Source organism: Agreia sp. Leaf283, from assembly GCF_001422485.1.
Classification (GTDB): domain Bacteria; phylum Actinomycetota; class Actinomycetes; order Actinomycetales; family Microbacteriaceae; genus Agreia.
On the sequence record NZ_LMNF01000002.1, the window covers coordinates 443837 to 468067 of the forward strand.

25 protein-coding genes are annotated in these 24231 nt (G+C 68.3%); 5 read left to right on the forward strand and 20 right to left on the reverse strand.

Annotated features, from left to right (window positions below; genetic code table 11):
- The first annotated feature begins 2 nt into the window (after positions 1-2).
- Positions 3-677 carry a Pr6Pr family membrane protein gene (locus ASF51_RS11000; RefSeq protein WP_157412108.1) on the forward strand — a complete coding sequence of 225 codons (675 nt, stop codon included), beginning with the start codon at positions 3-5 and terminating at the stop codon, positions 675-677.
- Here the strand turns inward: ASF51_RS11000 and ASF51_RS11005 are convergent.
- The 4 genes from ASF51_RS11005 to ASF51_RS11020 form a co-directional block, all read right to left on the reverse strand.
- Positions 653-2149, reverse strand: coding sequence for an FAD-dependent oxidoreductase (locus ASF51_RS11005; protein ID WP_055929273.1), 1497 nt, complete (start codon positions 2147-2149; stop codon positions 653-655). The two genes, ASF51_RS11000 and ASF51_RS11005, sit on opposite strands and share 25 nt — an antisense overlap.
- A 28-nt stretch (positions 2150-2177) precedes the next feature.
- Positions 2178-2753 (reverse strand): GDSL-type esterase/lipase family protein, encoded by a 576-nt coding sequence (locus tag ASF51_RS11010; RefSeq protein WP_055929275.1) that lies wholly within the window; start codon positions 2751-2753, stop codon positions 2178-2180.
- 45 nt (positions 2754-2798) lie between these two features.
- A complete protein-coding gene (locus ASF51_RS11015; protein ID WP_055929277.1) occupies positions 2799-4331 on the reverse strand; it encodes an SDR family oxidoreductase in 1533 nt (510 codons plus the stop codon).
- Between the two features lie 61 nt (positions 4332-4392).
- Positions 4393-4869, reverse strand: coding sequence for an SRPBCC domain-containing protein (locus ASF51_RS11020; protein ID WP_055929282.1), 477 nt, complete (start codon positions 4867-4869; stop codon positions 4393-4395).
- Positions 4870-4951: 82 nt separating this feature from the next.
- Here ASF51_RS11020 and ASF51_RS11025 point away from each other — a divergent pair, with 82 nt between their 5' ends.
- A complete protein-coding gene (locus ASF51_RS11025; protein ID WP_235497215.1) occupies positions 4952-5929 on the forward strand; it encodes an ROK family protein in 978 nt (325 codons plus the stop codon).
- Positions 5930-5971: 42 nt separating this feature from the next.
- Here ASF51_RS11025 and ASF51_RS11030 read toward each other — a convergent pair whose 3' ends face one another.
- The 5 genes from ASF51_RS11030 to ASF51_RS11050 form a co-directional block, all read right to left on the reverse strand.
- Positions 5972-6901 carry a bifunctional riboflavin kinase/FAD synthetase gene (locus tag ASF51_RS11030; RefSeq protein WP_055929285.1) on the reverse strand — a complete coding sequence of 310 codons (930 nt, stop codon included), beginning with the start codon at positions 6899-6901 and terminating at the stop codon, positions 5972-5974.
- Complete coding sequence (locus tag ASF51_RS11035) at positions 6898-7347, reverse strand: hypothetical protein (RefSeq protein ID WP_055929288.1); 450 nt, start codon at positions 7345-7347, stop codon at positions 6898-6900. Before ASF51_RS11035 ends, ASF51_RS11030 begins: the two co-directional genes overlap by 4 nt.
- Before the next feature lie 63 nt (positions 7348-7410).
- The gene (locus ASF51_RS11040; protein WP_055929291.1) at positions 7411-7779 is read right to left on the reverse strand and encodes a hypothetical protein; all 369 of its coding nucleotides are present in this window, start codon (positions 7777-7779) and stop codon (positions 7411-7413) included.
- On the reverse strand, positions 7776-8744 hold the full coding sequence (truB, locus tag ASF51_RS11045) for a tRNA pseudouridine(55) synthase TruB (RefSeq protein ID WP_082479741.1): 969 nt from the start codon (positions 8742-8744) through the stop codon (positions 7776-7778). Before truB ends, ASF51_RS11040 begins: the two co-directional genes overlap by 4 nt.
- A gap of 35 nt (positions 8745-8779) precedes the next feature.
- Positions 8780-9400 (reverse strand): hypothetical protein, encoded by a 621-nt coding sequence (locus ASF51_RS11050; protein WP_055929294.1) that lies wholly within the window; start codon positions 9398-9400, stop codon positions 8780-8782.
- Positions 9401-9430: 30 nt separating this feature from the next.
- Here ASF51_RS11050 and ASF51_RS11055 point away from each other — a divergent pair, with 30 nt between their 5' ends.
- The 3 genes from ASF51_RS11055 to ASF51_RS11065 are packed head-to-tail and all read left to right on the forward strand — an operon-like array spanning position 9431 to position 12100.
- Positions 9431-10354: an A/G-specific adenine glycosylase gene (locus ASF51_RS11055; RefSeq protein WP_082479742.1), complete on the forward strand. Its 924-nt coding sequence runs from the start codon at positions 9431-9433 to the stop codon at positions 10352-10354.
- A gap of 47 nt (positions 10355-10401) precedes the next feature.
- Positions 10402-11064: a hypothetical protein gene (locus ASF51_RS11060; RefSeq protein ID WP_055929296.1), complete on the forward strand. Its 663-nt coding sequence runs from the start codon at positions 10402-10404 to the stop codon at positions 11062-11064.
- 31 nt (positions 11065-11095) lie between these two features.
- Positions 11096-12100 (forward strand): ketopantoate reductase family protein, encoded by a 1005-nt coding sequence (locus ASF51_RS11065; protein ID WP_055929298.1) that lies wholly within the window; start codon positions 11096-11098, stop codon positions 12098-12100.
- Here ASF51_RS11065 and rbfA read toward each other — a convergent pair.
- The 11 genes from rbfA to ASF51_RS11115 form a co-directional block, all read right to left on the reverse strand.
- The gene (gene rbfA, locus ASF51_RS11070) at positions 12097-12588 is read right to left on the reverse strand and encodes a 30S ribosome-binding factor RbfA (RefSeq protein WP_055929301.1); all 492 of its coding nucleotides are present in this window, start codon (positions 12586-12588) and stop codon (positions 12097-12099) included. The two genes, ASF51_RS11065 and rbfA, sit on opposite strands and share 4 nt — an antisense overlap.
- Positions 12589-12640: 52 nt before the next feature.
- A complete protein-coding gene (infB, locus tag ASF51_RS11075; RefSeq protein ID WP_055929305.1) occupies positions 12641-15463 on the reverse strand; it encodes a translation initiation factor IF-2 in 2823 nt (940 codons plus the stop codon).
- Between the two features lie 90 nt (positions 15464-15553).
- Positions 15554-15871: a YlxR family protein gene (locus tag ASF51_RS18710; protein WP_082479743.1), complete on the reverse strand. Its 318-nt coding sequence runs from the start codon at positions 15869-15871 to the stop codon at positions 15554-15556.
- Positions 15872-15911: 40 nt separating this feature from the next.
- Positions 15912-16931, reverse strand: coding sequence for a transcription termination factor NusA (gene nusA / locus ASF51_RS11080; protein ID WP_055929308.1), 1020 nt, complete (start codon positions 16929-16931; stop codon positions 15912-15914).
- Between the two features lie 111 nt (positions 16932-17042).
- A complete protein-coding gene (locus tag ASF51_RS11085; RefSeq protein WP_055930754.1) occupies positions 17043-18806 on the reverse strand; it encodes a proline--tRNA ligase in 1764 nt (587 codons plus the stop codon).
- 45 nt (positions 18807-18851) lie between these two features.
- Positions 18852-19997 carry an LCP family protein gene (locus tag ASF51_RS11090; RefSeq protein WP_055929310.1) on the reverse strand — a complete coding sequence of 382 codons (1146 nt, stop codon included), beginning with the start codon at positions 19995-19997 and terminating at the stop codon, positions 18852-18854.
- A 227-nt stretch (positions 19998-20224) separates the two neighbouring features.
- Complete coding sequence (locus ASF51_RS11095; protein ID WP_055929313.1) at positions 20225-20932, reverse strand: hypothetical protein; 708 nt, start codon at positions 20930-20932, stop codon at positions 20225-20227.
- Positions 20929-21936 carry a VWA domain-containing protein gene (locus tag ASF51_RS11100; protein ID WP_055929316.1) on the reverse strand — a complete coding sequence of 336 codons (1008 nt, stop codon included), beginning with the start codon at positions 21934-21936 and terminating at the stop codon, positions 20929-20931. The genes ASF51_RS11095 and ASF51_RS11100 overlap by 4 nt, the downstream gene beginning before the upstream one ends.
- A complete protein-coding gene (locus ASF51_RS11105; protein ID WP_055929320.1) occupies positions 21933-22913 on the reverse strand; it encodes a VWA domain-containing protein in 981 nt (326 codons plus the stop codon). Before ASF51_RS11105 ends, ASF51_RS11100 begins: the two co-directional genes overlap by 4 nt.
- Entirely contained in the window at positions 22904-23365 is a 462-nt protein-coding gene (locus tag ASF51_RS11110; protein ID WP_055929322.1) for a hypothetical protein, read from the reverse strand. The genes ASF51_RS11105 and ASF51_RS11110 overlap by 10 nt, the downstream gene beginning before the upstream one ends.
- Positions 23358-24227: a DUF58 domain-containing protein gene (locus ASF51_RS11115; RefSeq protein WP_055929325.1), complete on the reverse strand. Its 870-nt coding sequence runs from the start codon at positions 24225-24227 to the stop codon at positions 23358-23360. The genes ASF51_RS11110 and ASF51_RS11115 overlap by 8 nt, the downstream gene beginning before the upstream one ends.
- Between the last annotated feature and the right edge of the window lie 4 nt (positions 24228-24231).

The following is a 24231-nucleotide window of genomic DNA, read 5'->3' on the forward strand; positions in this document are numbered from 1 at the left end:
GCGTGCGGCGTCGTACCGGGCCGTCCTCCGGCCAGAGCAGAGCGCGCACCGCCTTCGGGGTGGCGCGCGTCGTCGTGGCGATCGTGGGCATCGTCGCGCTCGTCGGCGACTACCAGTACATCCTCGGGTTCAGCAGTTTCTCCAAAGCCAACTACTTCGCCTACTTCACCAACCAGAGCAACGCCGCCGGAGTCGTGGTGATGTGCCTCGGGGCCTGGCTCTCGTTCAGGAGACCCGTCGACCCGGGCTGGCTCATGACGGCCCGGATGCTCACGGCCACCTTCACGATCATCTCCGGCATCGTCTTCGGACTCATCGTGAGCCAGGCCGGCGACTACAACTACCGGATCGTCGTTCCGTGGTCGAGCCAGCTTCTGCACTTCTGGATTCCGTCGTACGTGATCATCGACTGGATCCTCGCACCGGGGCGCTCCCCTATCGCTTGGAAGAGAGTCTGGCTCGTGCTCATCTACCCGCTCGTGTGGGGCGGCTTCACCATGATCCGTGGCGCCATCGTGGGCTGGTACCCCTACTTCTTCCTCGACCCCGGCCAGGTGTCGGGCCCCCTGGAATTCTCGGCCTACTCCGGTGCCATCCTGCTCGTCATCGTGGGCCTTGCAGCCGGTCTGATCGCACTCTCGAGGAGAGGCCGTCAGGGCGCAGGAAGGAAAGGCTGAAGGCTCGCCAGGGCGATCTCTCGAACGTCGTCGTCGCCGAGCTCCGACAGGGCGAGCGCGTCGCTGCCCCCGATGAGCCCGATCAGCACGGCGTCGCCCGTCAGGGGCATGAGGTTGATCCACTGCCGGATCAGGATCGAATCCGCGGCATCCGGCGACGGCGACGGCGTGGCGGCGAGCGAGGACGCCTCGTCGGCGCTGAATGGAGGCGAGTCGACCACGAGGCTCCAGAAGGCGGCCTCCTCGGTCCAGAACGGGGTGTCGTAGCGCAGCCAGACCTTCTCGACGGCTCCCGATCCGAGGGATGCGATCGCGGATCTGTGGGCGAAGGGAAGCGGGGGGTCGAAGGTGATGGAGTCCGACTGCAGCACGCCGAGCGGCACCGTGACGATCACCCGGTCGACGCGGAGCGATTCGCCGGTGGCCATCTTCAGGCGAACCGCGTCGTCGTCGACCGACACCTCGCGAACCGGCGTCGACAGGGCCACGTCTGCTCCGTCGAGCAGCTCTGTCACGAGAGGGAGCGCCGAGCCCACGACGAAGGCGTCGCCGCCCTCACCCTGCGCCACGTCGTCGAGCCCGTACCAGGTCGACAGCTGTGCCGCGTCTGCGCCGAGCACGGTGACGACCGTGCGGTCGACGTACTCGGCCACGCGTGACGCGGGGCTGACGCCGATCTCGTCGGCGGTGCCGTCGACCGACGCACCGCCCGAGCCGGCGAGCGATGCGGTGAGGCTCGGGTCTCTGCTCTGCAACGCACCCCAGGTCACGGCCGCGGCCAGCGCATCCGGTCCGACGGCATTGTCGGGCACGGCATCGGATGCCACGGTCAGCTGCACGCGCGACGTCGCGTCGACGGCAACGGTCACCACGTCGAGCTCGGCGAGCGAGTCGGTGAGGGTGGAGGAGTCGACGCCACGAACGAATGACGGGCCGAGGTCGACGACCACCGGCCAGTCTCCGGGCCCATGCGCATCCACCCTTCCGCCCACCCGGTCACGGCCCTCGAACACCAGAACCTCGTAGCCGGCAGCGACGAGAGCCTTGGCGGCCGCCGCGCCCGCGAGGCCGGCGCCGATGATGCCGATCCGCTCGCCGTCGGACGCCGTCTGGAGCACGTCGGCGGCGGCCCGCGCGCCGGAACTCTGGGCACCGTTCAGGGTGCCGGGGAACTCCGTGCTGGTGGCCTCGCCGGCGAAGAAGATCCTGTCGGACACGCTTTCACCGAGCACCTCCCGTGCGTCGGGAGCCGAACCGGTGGGCAGATAGCTGGTGCTGCCGAGCGAGAACGGGTCTGCCGCCCAGTTGGAGCGGATGAATCCGTTCGGACGGGGAACGGCGCCCGGCGTGGGCGTCGGCGTGCCCGCTGCCGTCGTGGGGATGGGCGTGGGCGGACCGACGCAGGCCGTCAGGGCGAGCACGGCGGCTCCCGTCGCCGCGCCCACCAGAAAGGTGCGACGATCCACGGTCATTGCATCTGCTCCGATACTCGGGCGCGCGTCACTGCGCGGAGAGGTCGGGCAGCCTGATCGGACGAGACATGGGAGGGAGGTCGTTCACCCTCTCGAATGCGGGGCGGAGCTCCGACAGCCAGACGTCGTATCCGGCCTCGTTGAGATGCAGCCGGTCATCGGTGTAGTCGGCCTTCAATTCGCCGTCGGCATCGGCCATCGCTGGCCACAGATCGAGATAGTGCACCCTCTGGGTTGCAGCGAACTGCCAGATGTGACGGTTGATCTCTCTGATGTTCTCTGCGTACTCGCGCCCACGGGGAAGGACGGACTGCAGCAGGATGCGTGCGTCCGGCAGCTCCTGGTGCAGGCGCACGAGGGCGCTCTCGATGTTGCGGACGATGCGCTCGATGCCGCGACGCTCCGCCAGGTCGTTCGTTCCGATGAGGAGCACGACCGTCTGCGGGTCGCTCTCGATCAATGCATCGAGTCTCTCGAGAAGCCCATCGGTCGTCTCACCGTCGACTCCGAAGTTGCGGGCATCGACATCGGCGAACCACTCCTGCCAGGCTCCTGCTGCGGTAATGCTGTCTCCGACGAATGCGGTCACAGGCTTGTCAGTCATCGTGCCTCCGTAAGTGCTCTTCAGACATGATACGCGGCACCCCTTTCAGGGGGTGGGAACCACCTCCGGCGGAGACGACACTTCAGCGCCCCGATCACGGGTCGCCTTCTCCGCCGTCGCCGTGATGCGATTCGCCATGCCGTTGAAGATCACGCCGTGGAACGGGAGGATGGCGAACCAGTACAGACGGCCTCCCAGGCCGCGGGGAAAGAACACGGCGCGCTGGTCGTAGACGGACCCGTGCCCGTCTTCGGCGGCGGTGGCGCGCATCTCGAGCCAGGCGAGGCCGGGAACCTTCATCTCCGCTCGAAGCCGCAGGAGCGACCCACGGTCGATCGCCTCCACCCTCCAGAAATCGAGCGCGTCTCCGCTGTGCAGCTCCGTGGCACTGCGACGTCCGCGGCGCAGACCGACGCCGCCGACCAGCTTGTCCATCCAGCCCCGGGCGGCCCACGCGAGGGGGAATGAATACCACCCGTTGTCGCCCCCGATGCCCTCGATGACCTTCCAGAGCTCGGATGCGCTTGCGCCGCTCCTCCGCTGCTTGACATCGAGATAGACCGTGTGACCGGCCCACTCCGGGTCAGAAGGCAGCGGGTCGCTCGCCGCGCCCCGCACGACGGCGTTCTGCCAGCTCGTCTCGACCTCGCCCGCCTTCATCTTGCCGAGCGCGAGACGAACGGCACGCCGGTACGAGGTGAGTCCCCCCTCGGGATCGGGGATCAGCTTTCGGATGTCTTCGTCGTGCGCCACGCAGTCGAACTGCAGCGAGGCGATGATGGGCACGGCGAGAGCACGAGGAATCGGCGTGACGAGGTTCACCCACTGCGATGCGAGCCACGGGGTCATCACCGGCAGCGCGGCGATCGGCCGTTGCTTCAGGCCCGCCTCGAGGGCGTATCCGTTCATCATCTGGCCGTACCGCAGCACATCCGGCCCGCCGATGTCGAACGCCCGGTTGACCTCGGACGGCACGGAGGCAGCGTGGACGAGGTAGTAGAGCACGTCGCGCACGGCGATGGGCTGGATACGGTTGCGCACCCAGCGCGGGGCCGGCATGTAGGGAAGCACGTCGGTCAGATGGCGCACCATCTCGAACGACGTCGACCCGGAGCCGATGATGACCCCGGCCTGCAGCGCGATGGTGGGCACGCCCGAGGCGAGCAGGATCTCGCCGACGCGCTTGCGGCTCTCCAGGTGCTCCGACAGGCGGCCCTCCACGGGGTGCAGACCGCCGAGATAGACGATGCGCTTCACGCCGGAGGCCTTCGCCGCGCGGGCGGTGTTCAGGGCTGCCCGCTCCTCCTGCTCGCGGAAGTGTCCGGGCCTGCCCATGGAGTGCACGAGGTAGTAGAGAACCTCGACGCCCTCGGTGGCTGCGGGCAGCGTCGACGCATCGTCGAGGTCGCCCGTGGCGATCTCGACGTCTGAGGCCCAGGGAACGTCGGTGAGCTTGAGGGGGTCGCGCACCAGGACGCGCACGCGGAATCCGGCGTCGATGAGGCGGGGCACGAGCCTGCCCCCGACGTACCCCGTCGCGCCGGTGACGAGGACGAGGGGCAGAGCAGAGGAATCCATGTGCTCACGGTACGACCCGCCGGCGGGCAGAGGCGAGGCATTGACACCGAGGCATTGACACTCAGCCGCCGGGGCTCCGGTTCCACTCGACGGGTCTGCCCCGCAGCAGCTGCCCCAGATCGACGAGCCTGGCCCGCCAGAATGCGCGCACCGTGCGCTGCTCGTCTGCGGTGAGAAAGGACTCGTGCCTCACGCGCACGACGCTCTCCGAGTTGCCCGCCGCCTCAAGAGCGCCGTCGTGCGCAGCCACTGTGAACTCGAGGAGCGTGTGGGGTGCGAAGCTCACGAGCAGTCGACCGTCGGGAACGATCTCTTCGATCGTTCCGAACCAGTCGGCCTCGTGCGGTTCGTGCGTGGGCCACACGACGGAATACCCGCCGCCCACGCGCTCGTCGATCAGGAGATGCGCGAGCCAGCCGTCGGCGAGCACGGGGTCGACGAAGCAGTGCCAGACGATCGACGGAGCGAACGGGAGCACGACCGACTGGTCGACGACACGGCGGGGCCTGGGGGCGGCTGCGGACGCGTCGAACACCATGCCCTCACGATATCCGGCCCTTCCGACAGCACCCGTGCCAGGCTTTCACCGCATGGCGGGCGAGGTGCCCTAGGCTGGTTCGGTGCCAGCAGAGAGCCTGAATCCGACCGCGTCGATCTCCGAGCCGACGGAGCGTTCCACGGGCGTTGTGCTCGCCGTCGACTTCGGCGGGACAAAGGTCGAGTCGGCCCTGGTCGACGAGAACGGAACCCTTCTCGAGGGCAGCCGTTTCCGGCATCCGACGGGCCGCGACCGTTCCGCCGATGAACTCGCAGAAGCCGTCTCCTCCGTGTGCAGGTCCTCGCTCCAGGCCCTGGATGAAGGGCTCACCATCCGCGGCATCGGAATCGGCGCTGCCGGGCCCATCGATCGCGAGAAGGGGCTCGTCTCCCCCGTCAACCTCCAGGTATGGCGCGACTTTCCGCTGCGCGACACCGTCGCCGCGGTCGCCCGCGAGTTCGGGCACTCGGCCCCGGCCGTGCTGCGCCTCGACGGCCTCTGCATCACCCTGGCCGAGAACTGGGTGGGCGCCGGCCGAGGCCGCGACAACATGATGGGCATGATCGTGTCGACCGGTGTCGGCGGCGGCGTCATCTCCGGCGGCTCCGTCGTCGCCGGGTTCTCCGGTAACGCGGGCCACATCGGGCAGCTCGAGGTTCCCGGTTTCACCGACGTGGATGCCCCATGCACGCTCGAGGAGATCGCCGCCGGTCCGCACACGGTCGCGTGGGCGCAGGCCCGAGGATTCGAGGGCGAGACCGGTGAGGACCTCGCCCGCGCCTACGCGGCGAGGGATCGCATCGCCGTGGCGGCCGTGACCCGCAGCGGAACGGCCATCGGCCGGGCTATTGCATCCGTCTCGACCCTGCTCGACCTCGAGGTCGTGGTGATCGGCGGCGGTTTCGCGCGCGTCTCCCCCGACCTGTTCGACATCATCCGCACGGCGATCGACCGCTACTCGCGCTTCGACTACGCGCGCCGCGTCGAGGTGCTTCCCACCGGCCTCGACACCGACGGTCCGCTGATCGGTGCCGCGGCCCTCGTGTACCGCTCGGTCTGATCGCACCCCGCCCACCTGCAACGGCCTCGACCTGTCGACAGGTCAGGCCAGGAGACGCCTGACCTGCTGCACGTCGTCGTTCATCTGCGCGATGAGCGGCCCGACGCCGGTGTACTTGACCATGCCCCGAATGCGATGGGTGAACTCGACGTCGACGACGTGGTCGTAGAGGTCGATGTCCTGGTCGAGGACGAAGGCCTCGACCTGCTTCTGCGGAACGCCGGTGAAAGTGGGGTTGTTTCCCACCGAGATCGCCGCCCTGTAGCGCACACCCTGGTCGGTCAGCCATCCGGCGTAGACGCCGTCGGCCGGGATCAGCCCCTGCGACTCTGGCGACAGGTTGGCCGTGGGGAATCCCAGTTCACGCCCGCGGGCGGCGCCGTGCACCACGACCCCGCGCACCGTGGGAGTGTGCTCGAGAAGGCCGGCGGCACCCTCGACATCGCCGTCGCGCAGCAGCTCCCTGATCCAGGTGGACGATACGCGGCGGTCGTCCTCCAGCCGCACGTCCTCGATCAGTTCGACGGTGAAGTCGTTGGCCTCGCCGAGGCGTCGGAGGGCGTCGACGTCGCCGGTGCCGCGCACGCCGAAGCGGAAGTCCCTGCCCACGAGCACGACCTTGGCGTGCAGGGCGTCGACGAGGATGCGGGAGACGAACTCCTCGGGTGTCTGGTCGGCGAACGGCCTGTCGAACGCCACGACCAGTGCCGCTTCGACTCCCGTCGACGACAGCAGTTCGAGCTTGCGCTCCGTGCCCACGAGAGTCGCGGGGCAACTGCCCGGCGCCAGAAGCTCGAGCGGGTGGCGGTCGAAGGTCACGACGACACTGCTGAGGTCGTTTCGTGCCGCCACGTCGAGGAGCTGCCGGATGACGGCCCGATGGCCGGCGTGCACCCCGTCGAACTTGCCTATCGTGACGGCTGAGCGCTCCCGGTCTATCGACACGGACTCAAGGTCGGTGAAGATCTTCACGACGCGGTGCCCTTCGGCTCACGAGACGGCCGGTGCGCCCTCAGCCAGAGCATGCCGAGCACCGGCAGCACCAGGGGGATGAAGAGGTAGCCGTTGCCGAACCAGGACCACACCGACGGGCGGGCGAAGTACTCGGGGTGGGTGAGGCTCAGCGTTCCGACCACCAGCACGCCGACGAGCTCGAAAGTGATCGTCGTCCATGCGACCCGGTACCACGCGCGGCCCGGCGCGATGAGGGCGATCGTCGCCACGATGTAGACGACGCTCGCGAGAGCCGAGAGCCAATAGGCGAGCGACACGGGCTCGGAATCGCGGACGAGACCGGCGATCTGCACGAACGATCTGCCCGTTGCTCCGAGGGCGAGGATGCCGTAGACCACGATGAGCACTCGTCCGACTCCTGAGGAGCGGCCTGTGCGTTGTGCGATTGTCTTGTCCTGTGCCATGGCCGATTCAGTTTACCGGTGCCGCGGCCCTGCCCGACGCGTCCGATGCGCCCGATGTGCCGATCACGCGAGCTGCACGAACCAGATGACGTTCATGCGGTAGACCATCACGGCGATGGCGAGGCAGACGACGCCCAGCACGACTGTGCTCCACCGGCTGCGCTCGACGAGCGCCCAGAAGCCGCCGGCGATCGGCAGCAGCAGCGCCGATACCAGATAGGTGTAGAACTCGAGAAGATCCCCGCTCGGCGGGTTGCCCACGGCCGGAGCCACGATCGCCACCACGAGCTGCACGACGAGCAGGAGCTCGACGAGGGCCGTCGCCCCGAGGGTGATGTCGTTGGGCGCGCGTTTGGCGAAGCCCAGCACAAGACACAGCACACCGGCGAGGACGGCGACGGCGACCTGCACCGTGGTGAACCACTCGATCATGCGTCGACCGGCTTGGTCTGGGGCTCGTCCGAGGGAAAATTGGCGAGGATCTTCGCGGTGCCGTGCGACACCGCCACCAGGCCCACCAATCTGCCGTCGGGCGCAATCGCGGCGACCGGGCCCGACGCATCCGGAACATCGCCCAACGCAAGCCTCTTGCCGTGCCCGAGGTCGATCGTCTGCTCCTCGCTCAGCCGCAGCGTCGGAAAGAGCTCCGACGCGGCCTGGGACGGCGATTGCAGTGCGTCGGCAACGACGACGGTATCGAGGTCGGCCGCCGCCTCGACAGAGAACGGGCCGATGCGAGTGCGGCGCAGCGCGACCAGGTGCCCGCCCGTGTCGAGGGATGTGCCGAGGTCCCTCGCGAGGGCACGGATGTAGGTTCCCGAGGAGCAGACGACGCGCACCTCGAGGTCGACCACAGGGGCGCCGGACGCGCTCGTCGCGGATGTGCGCGAGAGCACCTCGAACTCGCTGACCGTCACGGGACGAGCCTTCAACTGCACGTCGACGCCCTCGCGAACGAGAGCGTAGGCGCGCTTGCCGTCGACCTTGATGGCGCTCACCGTACTGGGGACCTGCACGATGTCGCCCGTGAGCCGAGCGATCTGCATGTCGATCGTGTCGTCATCCAGCGCGGCCACGATGCCGGCCGCGGCGGTCGAGACCACCTCGCCCTCCGCATCGTCGGTCGTCGTCGCCTCGCCGAGCCGGATGGTGGCCAGGTACTCCTTGTCGAGGCCCACGACGAACGTCAGAAGACGCGTCGAGCTGTTGATGCCCAGCACGAGAAGTCCCGTGGCCATCGGATCCAGGGTGCCGGCGTGTCCGACCTTGCGGGTGCCCGCCAGACGGCGGGTGGCGGAGACCACGTCGTGGCTCGTCATGCCGCCCGGCTTGTCGACGAGCAGGATGCCGCTGCGGGTGGACGGCTCGGCTCGGGGGCGGGTGAACGGATCTGGCACTCGACAAGCCTAGACGGAGTGTCTGGGCCGACCGCTCAGCAGCTGTCTGCGAAGACCCGTCGCGGGAGGTCGGGGTTCGTGGTGTCGACGATGGCCGTGGCCGCGAAGCGGGGTTCGGCCACGCCCGCGTAGTGGTCGAGCGCCTCGTCGAGAACGACATCGCGCGGTCGCTGCGGCGTCTCGAGATAGATCGTGTAGTTGAACGTGCCCTGCAGCTCCCGCCGCGCCAGGAACGGACCGGCGACGACGAGGATCGCGTCGGGCGGCGCCGTTCGCCAGACCGGCTCGATGCTGCGGGATGCCGCCTCGTCGAAGGCGGCCACGACGAACCCGGTGCTTCCGCCCAGCCGGAAGGGGTCGATGAGGACCCGCCTGAAGGTCGCGTAGTCGTAACGCTGCTCGTAGTACTCCGACGGGGTCTGACGAGCCCCGACCAGGTCGGTTCGCGGTGTCACGAAATCGTCGATCGACGCGAACACGGATGCGTGCCCCGCCCGCACGAGGGCGGCCACCAGTTCGCGACCGAACTCCGCCGAACCGACAGCCCCGTCGACGGCGACGACTGCTCGGCCCCGCCCGTAGTTGTGGGCGATTTCCGAAGCCTGGGCGTCGAAGAATCCGCGGAGCGCTGCGGAGTCTGCGGAGTCTGTGGACACGCCCCGATTCTACCGAACTAGGCTGTCACGGTGACCCCGAACGCCTCTTCCGACGCCACGACCGAGGCGGCTGGCACGACGAGTGACTACGCGCGAGCGCTCATCGAGTGGTTCGACGCATCTGCCCGCGATCTTCCGTGGCGCGCTCCCGACTTCGGGGCCTGGGGCATCCTGGTCAGTGAATTCATGCTGCAGCAGACACCCGTGGCGAGAGTCGTTCCGCGACTGGCGGAGTGGCTCGAGCGCTGGCCGACACCCGCGGCCCTCGCCGCCGACTCCCCCGGTGAGGCCGTGCGCGCCTGGCAATCGCTCGGATACCCGCGACGCGCCCTGTGGCTGCACGCCTGCGCCGTCGCGATCACCGAGACGCACGGCGGCGTGGTTCCGTCCGACGTCGCGGCGCTACGGGCGCTTCCGGGCATCGGCGACTACACGTCGAGAGCCGTGGCCGTTTTCGCCTACGGCGACAGGCATCCGGTCGTCGACACGAATACCCGCCGCGTCATCGCCCGCTCGATCGAAGGACGCGACGATGCCGGGCCGCCGAGCGCGCGGCGAGATCTCGAGGCCATGGAGCGCCTGCTGCCCCACGACGAGCACGACGCCCGTCGATTCAACGCGGCCATCATGGAGCTCGGCGCCGTGGTGTGCACGGCGCGCCGACCGGACTGCGACATCTGCCCCGTGCGCTCCTCCTGCGCCTGGCTCCAAGCAGGCTTCCCCGAGACGGGCGGGCCGAAGAAGAAGGTGCAGAAGAGGTTCGAGGGCTCCGACCGTCAGGTGCGCGGTCTGGTCCTCGCGCTCCTCCGCGCGAGCGACGGCGCCCACGGCGTCTCCGTCGGCGCGGTGGATGCGGTCTGGCACGACGGCGTGCAGCTCGAGCGGGCCGTCGACGGGCTCGTCCGCGACGGCCTTCTCGCTCGCACACCCGATGGCTTCGCCCTGCCGTCGTGAGCGGCCGTATGCTGGCCACCAGGTCGATCCACGAAAGCGGTAACACAGTGAGAGCTCTCCTCGGCGTTTCGGTCACCCTTCTCGCGGTGGTGCTGACCGGATGCGCGGGGGAACCGTCGAACGGCCAGGCGACGACACCCCCGCCCTCGGCAGCAACCCCCACGTCGAGCGCCGAACCCGCCGTTCCCGAGACCACGCCCCCGGCTCCCGAGCCGGCCGCATACGCGATCCCGACCGACTGCGCCTCGCTCATCGCCTCCACGCCCTTCACGTCCACGTTCGGGAGTTGGCCGTTGAACGACCCTGCCGTGGTCGGAAGCCCGGATGGGCCGTACTACACGCCGTCCGGCTCCATCTCGCCGACCCCCGCACCGAGCGGTGCGACTCTGCTCGAGGCGATGCTGTCTGCGACCGAGCTCCGATGCGTGTGGAGAGACCCGCAGGCCGACATCACGAACCTGTCGGTCGAGATCGGCGAGGTCGATCCCGCCATTTCGGCCCCCTACCTGCAGTCGCTGCCGGCCGAGGGGTTCAGCTGCACCCAGGATGGTTCCGCCGAGACGTGTGAGAAGTTCGAGACGGAGAGCAAGTACAACGTCGAGGTCGGTCAGACCGTGCTCGTGCGCGACGGCGTGTTCATCCGCGTGAACCAGGCCAATGTCTCGACTCCACAGCTGATGGACACGCTTGTCACTGATGTGTGGGGCTAGGCCGGTGCACCCCAGCGCCTAGGCTGGCCGTATGCGAATCGCCGTGATCGGGGCCGGTGCGATCGGAGGCACCATCGCGGCTCTCCTCGACCGCGCCGGGCACGACCTCACCATCACCGCACGGGGCGACCAGCTCGAGGTTATCCGGGCATCCGGCCTGCAGATCTCGGGCGGCTGGGGCGATCACACGGCGCGCCCCCGCGCATCCGCCGTGCTCGACGAGGCACCGGAGATGGCGTTCGTGTGCACGAAGGCGCAGGATGCGGCCGATGCGATCTCGGCGAACGCCTCCCGGCTCGCCGGAGTGCCCGTGGTCATCGTGCAGAACGGTCTCGACGGCGTGCGGATCGCCGAGGAACTACTGCCCGGCTCCCCCGTCGTCGGCGCGATCGCCCTGTACGCGTCCAGCTACCTCCGCGCCGGGCACGTGGATGTCACAGCCCCCGGTCCCACGTTCGTCGGCGTCGACGACCCGGCGAGACAGGGCGTCGCCCGCGAGGTCGAGACGGTGCTCGGCTCTGCCATGCCGACGCGGCTCGTGCGCGACTTCCGCGGTGCGCAGTGGTCGAAGCTGATCGTCAACCAGGTCAACGCGATGCCCGCCATCACGGGCCTCTCCGCCCAGGCGACCCTGCGGCATCCGGTTCTCGGCGGCATCGTGGCCGCGAGCATGCGGGAGGCGGTGCGCATCGGATTCGCGTCGCACGTGCGCTTCGCTTCGCTGCAGGGTCTCAGCCAGCCCCTGCTGCGCGCGTTCTCGATCGCGCCGATCCCGATCGCGCGTGCTCTTCCGCGCGTGATGGCGAGGCGCATGGGCGACGCGCCCAATCCGGGATCGACTCTCCAGAGCATCCGGCGCGGGCAGCCGACCGAGATCGACTTCCTCAATGGCGCGGTGGTGCGCGCCGCACACGCCGCGGGAATGTCGGCTCCGCTCAACGAGATGCTGACCGAGCTGGTGCACCGGGTAGAGAAAAGCGGCGACTTCCTCGAAGTCGAGGAAGTCGCCGCTGTCTTTCGTGAACTGCTGAGCTAGTGACGGGGAGCCGTCGCCGGCTCATCGAGCTCGTCGTCGCCGTCGAACTCGTCGTCATCGTCGTCGAGCTGGCGGGGCTTCACGTACGGGTCTGCGTCGCCGGCGAATTTCGCCTCGCGGGCGAGCCGGAGCGTTTCAGCATCACGCTGTTGCGCCTCGGCCAGCAGGCCGTCGATCAGCTGGGCGTTCTCGGGGATGCCATCCGGAATGAACTCCAGACTCGGGGTGAGGCGGGCGGTGATGTTCTTGCCCACCTCGCTCCGCAGCATGCCCGTGGCCGACTTCAGAGCGGCCGCACTGTCTGCGCGCTCCTCGTCTGAGCCGTACACCGTGTAGAAGACCGATGCGTGCTGCAGGTCGCCCGTCACCTTCACGTCGGTGATGGTGACGAAGCCCAGGCGGGGGTCTTTCAACCCCCGCTCGAGCGTCTTCGCCACGATGACCTGGATTCGCTCCGCCATTTTTCTGGCGCGGGCGGGATCAGCCATGGTGCTTTCCGTTCTCTCGTCGGAAGCCGACGCTAATCTTTGTCCGTGAGGACTAGACGCGCGGCTTCTCCTTCATCTCGATGGTCTCGATCTCGTCGCCGATCTGGATGTCGTTGAACTTGCCGAGACCGATACCGGCCTCGAAGTCCGTACGAACCTCGGTGACGTCGTCCTTGAAGCGACGCAGCGACTCGATGGCCAGGTTGTCGCCGACCACGACGCCGTCGCGGATGACCCGCGCCTTGGCGTTCCTCGTGATGGTTCCCGAGCGCACGATGACACCGGCGATGTTTCCGAACTTGGAGGAACGGAACACCTCGCGGATCTCCGCCACACCCGACTGGACCTCTTCGAACTCGGGCTTGAGCATGCCCTTGAGCGAGTTCTCGATGTCTTCGAGCGCGGAGTAGATGACCGAGTAGAAACGAACGTCGACGCCCTCACGAGCGGCGCGCTCGCGCGCCTTCGTGTCGGGTCGAACGTTGAATCCGATGATGATCGCGTTGTCGACCGTTGCCAGGTTGACGTCGGACTCGGTGACGGCACCCACACCACGGTGGATGATGCGCAGCTGCACCGAATCGTCGACCTCGATCTTGAGCAGCGACTCCTCGAGTGCCTCGACGGCACCGGAGACGTCACCCTTGATGATGAGGTTGAGCGACTCGACCTTGCCCTCTTCGAGTGCACGGGTGAAGTCCTCGAGCGAGATGCGCTTGCGGCTCTTGGCCAGCAGGGCGTTGCGCTCGACGGCCTCGCGCTTCTCGGCGATCTGCCGAGCGGTGCGGTCGTCTTCGGTGACAAGGAACGTGTCGCCGGCGCGGGGCACCGTCGAGAGTCCCTGCACCTGCACGGGGCGGGCGGGCGTGGCCTCGGTGACGATGTTTCCATCCTCATCGTGCATGGCCCGGACCTTGCCGTAGGCGGTTCCGGCGACGATCGGGTCGCCGACGCGCAGCGTTCCCGACTGGATGAGCACGGTTGCGACAGCACCGCGGCCCTTGTCGAGCTTCGCCTCGATGGCGACGCCGCGGGCGTCCTTGTTGGGGTTGGCCCGCATGTCGAGTCCGGCGTCTGCGGTCAGCAGCACGGCGTCGAGGAGTTCCTTGATGCCGATGTTGTTGAGCGCCGACACGTCGACGAACATCACGTCTCCGCCGTACTCCTCGGCGACGAGGCCGAATTCGGTGAGCTGCTGGCGCACCTTGGCGGGGTTCGCGCCGACCTTGTCGACCTTGTTCACCGCGACCACGATCGGCACGTTCGCCGCCTGGGCGTGGTTCAGAGCCTCGACCGTCTGCGGCATGATGCCGTCGTCGGCCGCGACCACCAGGATGGCGATGTCGGTGACCTGCGCACCACGGGCGCGCATGGCAGTGAACGCCTCGTGGCCAGGGGTGTCGATGAAGGTGATCTTGCGATCGATGCCCTCGTGCTCGGCAGAGACCTGGTAGGCACCGATGTGCTGGGTGATGCCACCGGCCTCACCGGCGACCACGTTGGCACTGCGGATGGCGTCGAGGAGCCTGGTCTTACCGTGGTCGACGTGGCCCATGACGGTGACGACCGGCGGACGGATCTCGAGATCCTCGTCGGTCTCGTCTTCGAGCTCCTGGTCGATGTCGATGTCGAAGCCGCTCAGCAGCTCGCGATCCTCGTCCTCCGGGGAGACCATCTGGATCTTGTAGCCGAGCTCTTCGCCGAGGATGTCGAAGGTCGCCTCGTCGAGGGACTCCGTGGCCGTCGCCATCTCACCGAGGTGGAACAGCACGGTTACGAGGTTTCCGGGGCTCGCGTCGATCTTGTCCGCGAAGTCGGTGATGGATGCGCCGCGACGCAGTCGCACCACGGTCGAGCCGTCACCACGGGGAACGCTGACGCCTCCGAGCGACGGGGCTTCCCGCAGCTCGAATTCTGCCCGCTTCGTACGCTTCGACTTACGTGCCTTGGCACGACCGCCGCCGCGACCGAAGGCTCCGGCCGTACCGCCACCGGGGCCACGACCGCGGCCGCCACCACCCGCAGGACGGGGAGCGCCGAAACCGGGAGTCGCTCCGGGAGCGCCGCCGGGACGCTGGAAGCCGCCGCCCGCGGGACGGGCGCCGCCCGCTCCGCCGGGACGGAATCCGCCGCCGGCGCCTGCGGGACGCTGTCCGAATCCGCCGGGACGTGCACCCTGGCCTGCGCCGCCGGGACGTGGAGCGCCCGGACGAGGTGCGCCGGGACGGGGAGCCGCCGGACGCGGGATGGCGCCGGTCGAGCCGCCGCCGGTACCCGCTCTGGGTGCCGGGGTGGTGCCCATGCCCTGCTGGCTGGCGAAGGGGTTGTTGCCGGGGCGCGGGGCACCCGGACGCTGCATTCCCTGCTGGCTGGCGAAGGGGTTGTTGCCGGGACGCGGGGCACCCGGACGGGGCGCACCTCCGGCGGGTGCGGTCTCACCCGTGGAGACGGGGGCCGCGGGCTGGCTGGTCTCGACCGCGGGAGCGGGGGTCGGAGCTGCGGCGGGAGTCTCTGCCGGAGCTGCCGGAGCCGCCGGGGAGGCGGCTGGCGCGGGGGCGGCAGGGGTCTCCACGACCGGTGCGGCCGGGGTCGGCGCTGCCGGAGCGGCGGGACGAGCGGGGCCGGGGGTCGCCGTCGTGCGTGCTCCGCCGGGGCGGGCCGGCGACGGGGCGGCCTTGGCCGGGGCGGGCGTCGGCGTCGCGCTACCGGCACCGTCGGCGAGAAGGGCTTCCTTCAGGCGACGGGCGACGGGCGGTTCGATGCTCGACGAGGGGCCCTTGACGAACTGACCCATTTCTTTCAGCTTCGCGAGGGCGATCTTGCTGTCGACGCCGAGTTCGGCGGCGACTTCGTGTACGCGTGGTTTTGCAGCCACAATTCTCCTGTCTGGGATCCGCTCCCAAACAGGGGCAGACCATTAGTTGTGCGCGGGGCTCATTTGGAGCCGCTCATTAGTTGTCACTCATTAGTTGGTCACGATGTACGTTTCAGCCTGTTCTGTAGAAACTGAATGTCTGCGGATTGATGGATGAGTCGTCTCCCGCTCGAGGAATTCGAGGACAGGAGACGTGTCGAGAGCCGTCGTGACGCGCAACGCCCGGCCGAAGGCCTTGCGTGTTCGCGCTGTGTCGACGCACTCGATGCGGGGATGCACCCACGCGCCCCGGCCGGGCAGAACGGCCGTCTCATCGACGACCACGACTGGAATCCGGGCGACGACCCTCAGAAGTGAGGATCGATCGGCACGCGCGCGGCAACCGACGCACGTTCTTACGGGTTCCATACTACACCTCCCCCGAATCGATCCCTGTGATGACGCGGCCTCAGGCCTCGTCCATCACCGAATCGGGCTGGATGTCGATCTTGGCTCCCGTGAGCTTCGCGGCGAGTCGGGCATTCTGGCCCTCCTTGCCGATGGCGAGCGAGAGCTGGTAGTCGGGAACCAGGGCCCGCACCGCCTTCAACGACTCGTCGATGACGAACGCACTCGACACCTTGGCGGGAGACAGGGCGTTCGCGACGAACGTCGGCAGGTCGGTCGAGAAGTCGACGATGTCGATCTTCTCGTTGCCCAGTTCGCTCGTGACGGCTCGCACCCGCTGGCCCAGTTCGCCGATGCACGCGCCCTTGGCGTTGATGCCGGGCTCGGTCGCACGCACGGCGATCTTGGTGCGGTGGCCGGCCTCTCTGGCGAGAGAGACGATCTCGACGGCGCCCGACGCGATCTCGGGAACCTCGAGCGCGAAGAGCTTGCGCACCAGCGAGGGGTGCGTGCGCGACACGGTGATCGACGGGCCCTTGGTGCCCTTCGACACGCTCGTGACGTAGACCCGGATGCGCGAGCCGTGCGAGTAGTCCTCGCCCGGCACCTGCTCCTCGGGAGGCAGGATGGCCTCGATGGTGCCGAGGTCGACGTGGATCATGCGCGGGTTGGGGCCCTGCTGGATGATGCCGGCCACAATGTCGCCCTCGCGGCCCTTGAACTCGCCGAGAACGGCGTCGTCGGCGATGTCGCGAAGACGCTGGTTGATGACCTGCTTGGCGGCGAACGCACCGATGCGGCCGAAGTCGCTCGGGCTGTCTTCGCTCTCGCCGATGACCGCGCCCTCGACGTCGACCTCGGGCACGTAGATGCTGACGTGTCCGCTCTTGCGATCGAGGTGCACCCGCGCGGTCTTGGCCACGGGCGCCGGGGTGTCCTTCGGCGCGTCGACCGGCAGAACCGGTGTCGTGTGCTTGATGTAGGCGGTCAGGATCGCCTGTTCGATGATCTCCACCAGTTCGTCGAACGGGATCTCCCGCTCGCGCTCCAAGAGCCTGAGCACGCTGAGGTCGATGTCCATAACCCGGCCTCCTTCTTCTGTATTAAGTTCGTGGTCCCCCGACGCGGATGGCGTCGGGTCCAACAGACCAATTTACCCGACGGATCGACTCCGCGGTACCGCCCGGAGGAATCAGCGGAGTCGGGAGACCAGCTCCGTGACCGCCACCTCGGTGCGCTCGCCCGATGCGCGGTCCCACAGCTCGACGACGCCGTCGACGGCGCCCCGGCCGACGATCACGATCGTCGGTACGCCGAGCAGTTCGGCGTCGCCGAACTTGACCCCGGGCGAGACCTTGGGACGGTCGTCGTAGAGAACGTCGAGACCGGATGCCTCGATCGCCTCGACGATCGTCTCGGCGGTCTCGTAGACGGCCGTGTCGCGCCCGGTGGCGACGACGTGCACGTCGAAGGGGGCGACGGCCTTGGGCCAGATGAGACCCTTGGAGTCGTTGTTGAGCTCGGCGATGATGGCCAGGATGCGCGTGACGCCGATGCCGTAGGAGCCCATCGTCACGGTCGCGAGCTTGCCGTTGAAGTCTTGAACCTTCAGGCCGAGCGCCTCGGCGTACTTGCGTCCGAGCTGGAACACGTGGCCGATCTCCATGCCGCGTGCGAGCTCGACGGGTCCGGAGCCGTCGGGCGCCTCATCGCCGGCCAGCACCTGGGCGACCTCGATCGTGCCATCCGACGAGAAGTCGCGTCCGGCCACGAGACCGAAGACGTGACGCCCATGCTGGTTCGAGCCCGTGATCCAGCCGCTGCCGTCGGAGACCCGGGGGTCGAGCAGGTACCGGATGCCGGTGCTGCCGGTCGTGCCCAGCACGGGCCCGTCGACGGACCACGGTCCGATGTAGCCCTTGACGAGGCCGGGGTTCGCGACGAAGTCCTTCTCGATGGCCGCTTCGACCTCGGCGGGTGCGAAGGCCACCTCGGCGCGCTTGAGGTCGACCTCGCGGTCACCGGGAAGACCGACGACGACGAGTTCGCGGCTGCCGTCGAGGTTGCGCAGGGCGAGGACGACGTTCTTCAGCGTGTCCGCGGCGGTCCAGGAACGCCCGTCGGGGCGGGGGTGGTTGGCGTTCGCGACGTCGACGAGGGTCTGGATCGTGGGGGTGTCGGGGGTGTCGTGCACATCGGGAGGAGTGAGGCCGTCGTAGGAACGGGGTGCGGGAGGCGTGGTGGTGAACGCCTCGACGTTCGCCGCGTAGCCGCCGGCGCTGCGCACGAAGGTGTCCTCGCCGATGGGCGTGGGGTGCAGGAACTCCTCGCTCTTCGAGCCGCCCATCGCCCCGGCGTCGGCCTTCACGATCACGTACTCGAGGCCGAGCCTCGTGAAGATACGCTCGTATGCCGCGCGCTGGGCCTGGTAGGAGGCCTCGAGCCCCTCGTCGGTGACGTCGAACGAGTAGGCGTCCTTCATGGTGAACTCGCGCCCGCGCAGCAGACCTGCGCGCGGACGAGCCTCGTCGCGGTACTTGTCCTGGATCTGGTAGATCGACAGCGGCAGATCCTTATAGCTGTTCACCAGGTCTTTGACGAGGAGGGTGAAGACCTCTTCGTGCGTCGGGGCCAGAACGTAGCCGGCCTCGTGCCGGTCGTTGAGCCGGAACATGCCGTCGCCGTACTCGGTGTAGCGACCCGTGACCTCGTAGGGCTCCTTGGGAAGCAGCGCGGGAAAATGCACCTCGTGCGCGCCGGCGGCGGTCATCTCCTCGCGGATGATGTTCTCGATGCGGGCCTTGACCCGCAGGCCGATGGGCAGCCAGGCGAAGATGCCCGGCGCCTGCCTGCGGATGTAGCCGCCGCGCACGAGAAGGCGATGGCTGGCGACCTCCGCATCGGAGGGATCTTCGCGGAGGGTACGGAGGAAATAGTTGCTGAGGCGAACTGACACGCCCACCAGTCTATTGACCGACGCGGCGTAGACCCGCCAGCGGGGCTAGTTGCCCACCGAGCAGGTGACCTCGGCCGCCGTCTGACCCGTGAAGGAGTCGGGCAGAACGGTGGCTCCCCCGGCATCCGGTGTCGCCGTGGCAGCAGGATCGGCTGCCGGGTCGGCCGCAGGATCCGTCGCCGGATCGGTGGCCGGGACATCGTCGGTGCCGTCGGCCGATGTCGCCGAGTCGGCCGTCGCGACCTGGCTGAGATCGAGCGGCGTGTCGTTCGCCAGGGCGAGGTTCAGGATCTCGGAGTCGGCCTCGTTCACCACGACCCGGTTGGGATCGTCGGGATCTCCGGCGACCGGATATCGCAGGAACGCGACCTTGTCGAGCTGCACGCCCTGCAGCGCCTTCGCGATCGAGACCATGGAGTCGACGGAGGCGAGCTGCGTCGAGAACTGCATGTTCGTCAGTGCAGAACGCGCGATGCCGTAGAGCGTGACCGGGTTGGTGAGCGTGTCGCTCGAGAGCAGCTTGCGCACGAGCGCCGACAGGTACACCTGCTGCGAGCTGATGCGGGCGAGGTCACTGCCGTCGCCGACGCCTTCGCGGGTGCGCAGGAAGGCCAGGGCCTCGGTTCCCGACAGCGTGTGCACGCCCGCGCTGAGCGACAGCTGGCTGTAGGGATCGTTGATGGCCTGCGAGACGCACACGTCGACTCCCCCGACGACGCTCGTCATGGCGGCGACACCGTCGAAGGCGATCACGCCCGCGTAGGGGATCGTGAGGCCGGTGATCTGCTCGACGGCCGACACCACACAGGGAAGTCCTCCCTTGCCGAGGGCGGTGTTCAGCTGCTGGTAGTCCTGGGCGGGCTTGACCTCGCCGTCGCCCTGGTCGGTGCACTCGGGCATATCGATCATCGTGTCGCGCGGAAAGCTGATGACGCTGACGTTCTGGTGATCCTGGCTGATGTGCATCAGCATCGTGACGTCGTTGCGGGCGCCGTCGGTGTCGTCGCCCGGGGTGGCCAGCTGATCGATGCGGGTGTCGCTGCCCACGATCAGAACGTTGACTCCACCCTCGATCGCTCCCACGTCGACGAGCTGCTGCACGTCGTCTTCATTGCCGAGATCGACCGTGTTCGCCTGCACCTCCGAGGCGAGGCTGTTCACGGCGATGGCCGCGATGGAGACCGTGCTCACGACACCGACGACGGCGACGATCGCGACGAGCCGAATGACGGTCCAGAAACTGGAGCGGTTGCCGAGGCGGCCGTGTCGCGGAGTGATGGATGAGGAGGAGCGTAACGAGCTGATGAGAATCGGATTCCTGTGTCGGGCCCCGGAGGGAGGTCGGCAAGATTCCCGAAACTAGCGAGTGAACTTCGGAATTCCCTGTGTTCGCGGCGTGAGACCGCCCGGCACGTCGATCACCAGGGCTTGTCGACGTAGTCCGGACTGCTCGGGGTGCGCTCCGCGGTCTGCTGGTCGCTGCGGTCCTGTCCGGCGTCGCGGAGCTTCTCCTCGAGCTGCTCCACGGTGGCGTCGCTCGGGGTTCCGTCGTCGGACGGCTGGTCGTCGCCGGTGTCGGATTCGTCCTCGGAGGGCTCCTCGAGCGCCTCCTTCTTGTCGGTGAGCCGCTGCTCCGAGTCCGACAGCTCGTCGTCGGTGCCGTCCTCCCCGTTCTCCGGCGGCCGGGTGCACGACTCGTCCGCCTCGTCGATGACCTCGAGCGCCTGGTCGTAGAACGCGGATGCCTCGTCGCGCTCGGTCGGATCGGCCGCGATCACCGCGTCGCCCTGCCGCTCGAGCACGAGCGAGAGGTTCACGCGCACGGGGCACTGGTCTGCGGGAGCGGCCATGCCGAGCGCCCGCTCGAACTCGGCCTGCGCATCCGCATCGAGGCCCTGGCCGGCGAGCCCGTCGCCGACGGCGAAGTGGGCCTTCCACGGCTCGATGACGTTGAGCACGGTCAACCACCGGGCCGACGATGTCGCGGAGACGTAGTCCTCCCGCTCGTATGCTGCGGCAACCTGCCCCGACACGAGCACAACGCCGATCAGCTTCACCGCCACCACCGTGGCGATCACCGTTGCGGGCAGGGCGATCAGGCCGGCCTTGGTGCGTCTGCGCATCATGCCCCGCTCCCCTGTCGATCCGCAGCCGCACGGATCTCGCGAAGCCGGCGCAGCACCATGACGGCCTCGGCTGCCACCAGCAGCACGAGTGCCGCGGCGGGAATCCAGTACAGCTCGATGACGCCGCCCCCGGATGGATCGGAATCGGAGCGGATCGACGACGCGCCGGCGTCGGCGAGCGGCGCACCCCCGGGAGCAGTCCGATGCGCGTACTCGACGCCCAGCTGGTCGGCGATGGCGCGCAGGTTCTGCTCGTCGATCACCGACCGTGCCGGCGAACCCGAATCGTCGGTCACGTACCCGTCGTCGCTCTTGTCGTCGTCGTAGTACCCCGTCTGCTCTCGCATGGCGCCGCCGGCGTCGGTGCCGTAACCGAACACGTATCCGCCGCTCACGAACTGCGCCGAGTCCTCGAAGCTCTCCACCGGGGCCGTCGAAGTCTGCTCGCCGTCGCCGAAGTAGTACACGATGCGGGAGCGGTCGGGCTCTGCCTGTTCGGCCCTCTCGAGGGTCGAGGCGAGCAGGTCGTTGGCCTGCGAGATGCTGCTTCCCGTCGAGTAGATGGTGATCTCGGGGGCGAGGACCTCGGATGCGTTCGCGATCGCGGTCGCGTCGGAGGTGAGCGGAACACGCACGATCGCCGAGCTGTCGAAAGAGAGGAGTGCGAACTTCGCTCCCGGGTAGGCCTCGACGAGGTCGACGATGTCGGACCTCACCCCGTCGAGTCGCGGGTCGGAGCCGTCGTAGTCCTCGGCCACGATGCTCGTCGTCGTGTCGACGACGAAGAAGACGTCGACATCGGTCGTCGCCTCGACACCGCCGCCGCCCGAGACTCCGGGGCGCAGGGCGACCAACAGCAGGAGGACGACCATCGCGGCCCGAAGCGACCACGAGAGTCGGCGGCTGCGGTTGGCTCGCGACACGAGCTGCCACACCACGAACCCCAGGAGAACCACGAACACGGCGATGACGATCGGTAGCGGGAAGACGGGAGAGAGGGTCACAGCCTGGCCCTCCAGACGACGACGAGCAGTGCCCCGAGAAGCACGATGGCGAGAATCGTGAAGATGACCGGCTGATCCGTCACGAGCAGTTGAGGTTCGTCGTCGACCAGGGCCGCCTCCGTCGCCTCGATGCTGTCGACGATGGCGGGCACCGTGTCGGCCGAGTCGAGCACGAAGTAGTCGCCGTCTGTCGAGTCGACGACCCGCTGGAACTCTGCGGAATCCTCCGAGTCGCCCGGGTTCGAGACGCTCGGATCGATGCCGTACACCCGCACGTCGCGGGACTTCGCGAATGCACCGGCCTCGTCGAGGGTCATGATGGGGATGCCGTTGATGTCGTTGTCGGTGGCCAGAACCACGGAACGGGAGCGCTCCTCGTCGGTTCTGTCGAAAGTGAGCACGCACGAGGCGAGGCCGTCACCGATGAGCGACGCCCCCTCTCCGGTGAGCGTTCCGCCGAACGCGTCGCTGAACGTGCCGGTGCCGTCGAGGCTCGATCGCACCGCCTCGAGCTGCTCGGCGATGTAGTCGTAGTCGTCGGTCAGCGGAAACACCTGGGCGGCAGAGGAGTTGAAGATGACGAGCGCCAAACGCTCCCCCTCGAAACCCTCGGAGAGCTCGGTGAACCGAGCGAGCACATCGATGTCGACATCGGTCATCGAGCCCGACACGTCGAGGCAGAGCACCACGTCTCGGGTGAACGTGGCCGGCTTCTCGGTCGAGGTCACGATGGGTCGGGCCGCGAGCACCGCCGCCGTCGCGCCAAGGAGGGAGACCAGCACGATCGCCGTGATCGTGAGGGCACGCATCCTCGACACGGCGGCGATGAAGCCCGGGAGCCGGGTGAGGCGACCCGTGTGCGCGACCGGAACGGCGGCATCCGATGGTTGTCGACGACGCGCCAGTCGCGACGCGACGACGACCGCCACGACAACGGGGACGAGCCCGATGAGGATCCAGGCATTGGCTAGGCCCACGATTCGATCACCTGCCTCGCCCGCACGACGGAGGAGGAGATGTCGGTGCGGTCCTCCGGCTCGAATGCCGCCGGGTAGTACTCGGCGACCGCCGTGGTGACGGTCGGCAGCGACACGGACTGCAGTTCGGTGAGCGTCATCACCGGGGCGTCGATGCCGCTGACGGCCCGTCCGAAGTCACGCACCACGGCACTGAGCCGATGGTGGGCACGCCGAGCCGACAGGGTGCCCGCCGCGAACTCCGCCTCGATGGCGCTGATTCTCGCGTGGTGATCCGCCTTGATTCCGGCGAGACCGCCCGGCCGCATCGGAGCAGGCGACGTCGCGGGCCGACGACGGCGCAGCAGTGCGATGAGCAGGATCGTGACGACGACAAGCACCAGCAGGACGATGCCGACGACGAGCAGGCCGCCGCCGTAGCCGATGGGGGGAATGAGCTCGGTATCAGGCACGGGACCGCGCCTTCAGCAGATGCAGAAGAGACGGGACGACGTCGTCGACCCGGCCGATGCGGCGGTGCGAGACGCCGAGATCGTCGAACATCGCCTGCCGTGCACGGATCTCGTCGTCTATCGAGCGGGTGAGCTCGGCGGTGAGCCGCCGATCCGCTCGAAGGGCCTCGGGGATCCTCCAGCCGTCGTCGACGGCTGCGGCGCCCGCGTATCTCAGAGGGTCGATGTCGCCGACGGTGACCCAGACCAGTTCGTGCTGGGCGCGCAGCCGCCGCACGAGCCTGGTCTGCTCCGGACCGAGCACAGTGTCGTCGGTGATCACCACGACGATCGCCCGCCGACGCACCGTGCGCGCGACGAGCCCGAGCGCACGATCGATGTCGCTCGGCGGGGCGTCGAGGCCGTGCGCCGCGTCGATCGCCCGTAGCACACGCTCGAGGTGGTTCTCGCTCGATCGCGCGGGAAGCCGGATCGTGCGCTCGGAGTCTCCGGACAGCAGCGAGACCTCGTCGCCGTGCCTCACGGCGAGGTAGCCGAGCACGCCCACGATGGTGAGGGCCACCTCGCTCTTCGCCTCGCCGTCCGCCGCTCTGGCCGCCATATTGCGCCCGGTGTCGAGCACGAAGTGCACGGTCTGACGGCGGAGAGCCGTGTAGCGCCTGACCAGGGTAGAGCCGTGCCTGGCTGTGGCCTTCCAGTCGATATCGCGCACCTCGTCGCCCGCCACGTAGCTGCGCAGGTCTTCGAAGTCCATGCTGCGCCCCGTGACGAGCGAGCCGTATTCACCGTCGAGCAGATGCAACGCCTTGCGGTGCGCGTGGATGAACATCCGCGACTTGATTCGCACGAGCAGACCGTCCATCGGG

Bases quoted from the DNA above. Each gene is read 5' to 3' on its own strand.
- ASF51_RS11005 (WP_055929273.1), bottom strand. From the start codon at position 2,149: ATGACCGTGGATCGTCGCACCTTTCTGGTGGGCGCGGCGACGGGAGCC.
- ASF51_RS11010 (WP_055929275.1), bottom strand. From the start codon at position 2,753: ATGACTGACAAGCCTGTGACCGCATTCGTCGGAGACAGCATTACCGCA.
- ASF51_RS11015 (WP_055929277.1), bottom strand. From the start codon at position 4,331: ATGGATTCCTCTGCTCTGCCCCTCGTCCTCGTCACCGGCGCGACGGGG.
- ASF51_RS11020 (WP_055929282.1), bottom strand. From the start codon at position 4,869: ATGGTGTTCGACGCGTCCGCAGCCGCCCCCAGGCCCCGCCGTGTCGTC.
- ASF51_RS11035 (WP_055929288.1), bottom strand. From the start codon at position 7,347: ATGGCACAGGACAAGACAATCGCACAACGCACAGGCCGCTCCTCAGGA.
- ASF51_RS11040 (WP_055929291.1), bottom strand. From the start codon at position 7,779: ATGATCGAGTGGTTCACCACGGTGCAGGTCGCCGTCGCCGTCCTCGCC.
- ASF51_RS11065 (WP_055929298.1), top strand. From the start codon at position 11,096: ATGCGAATCGCCGTGATCGGGGCCGGTGCGATCGGAGGCACCATCGCG.
- rbfA (WP_055929301.1), bottom strand. From the start codon at position 12,588: ATGGCTGATCCCGCCCGCGCCAGAAAAATGGCGGAGCGAATCCAGGTC.
- ASF51_RS18710 (WP_082479743.1), bottom strand. From the start codon at position 15,871: ATGGAACCCGTAAGAACGTGCGTCGGTTGCCGCGCGCGTGCCGATCGA.
- nusA (WP_055929308.1), bottom strand. From the start codon at position 16,931: ATGGACATCGACCTCAGCGTGCTCAGGCTCTTGGAGCGCGAGCGGGAG.
- ASF51_RS11095 (WP_055929313.1), bottom strand. From the start codon at position 20,932: ATGATGCGCAGACGCACCAAGGCCGGCCTGATCGCCCTGCCCGCAACG.
- ASF51_RS11115 (WP_055929325.1), bottom strand. From the start codon at position 24,227: ATGGACGGTCTGCTCGTGCGAATCAAGTCGCGGATGTTCATCCACGCG.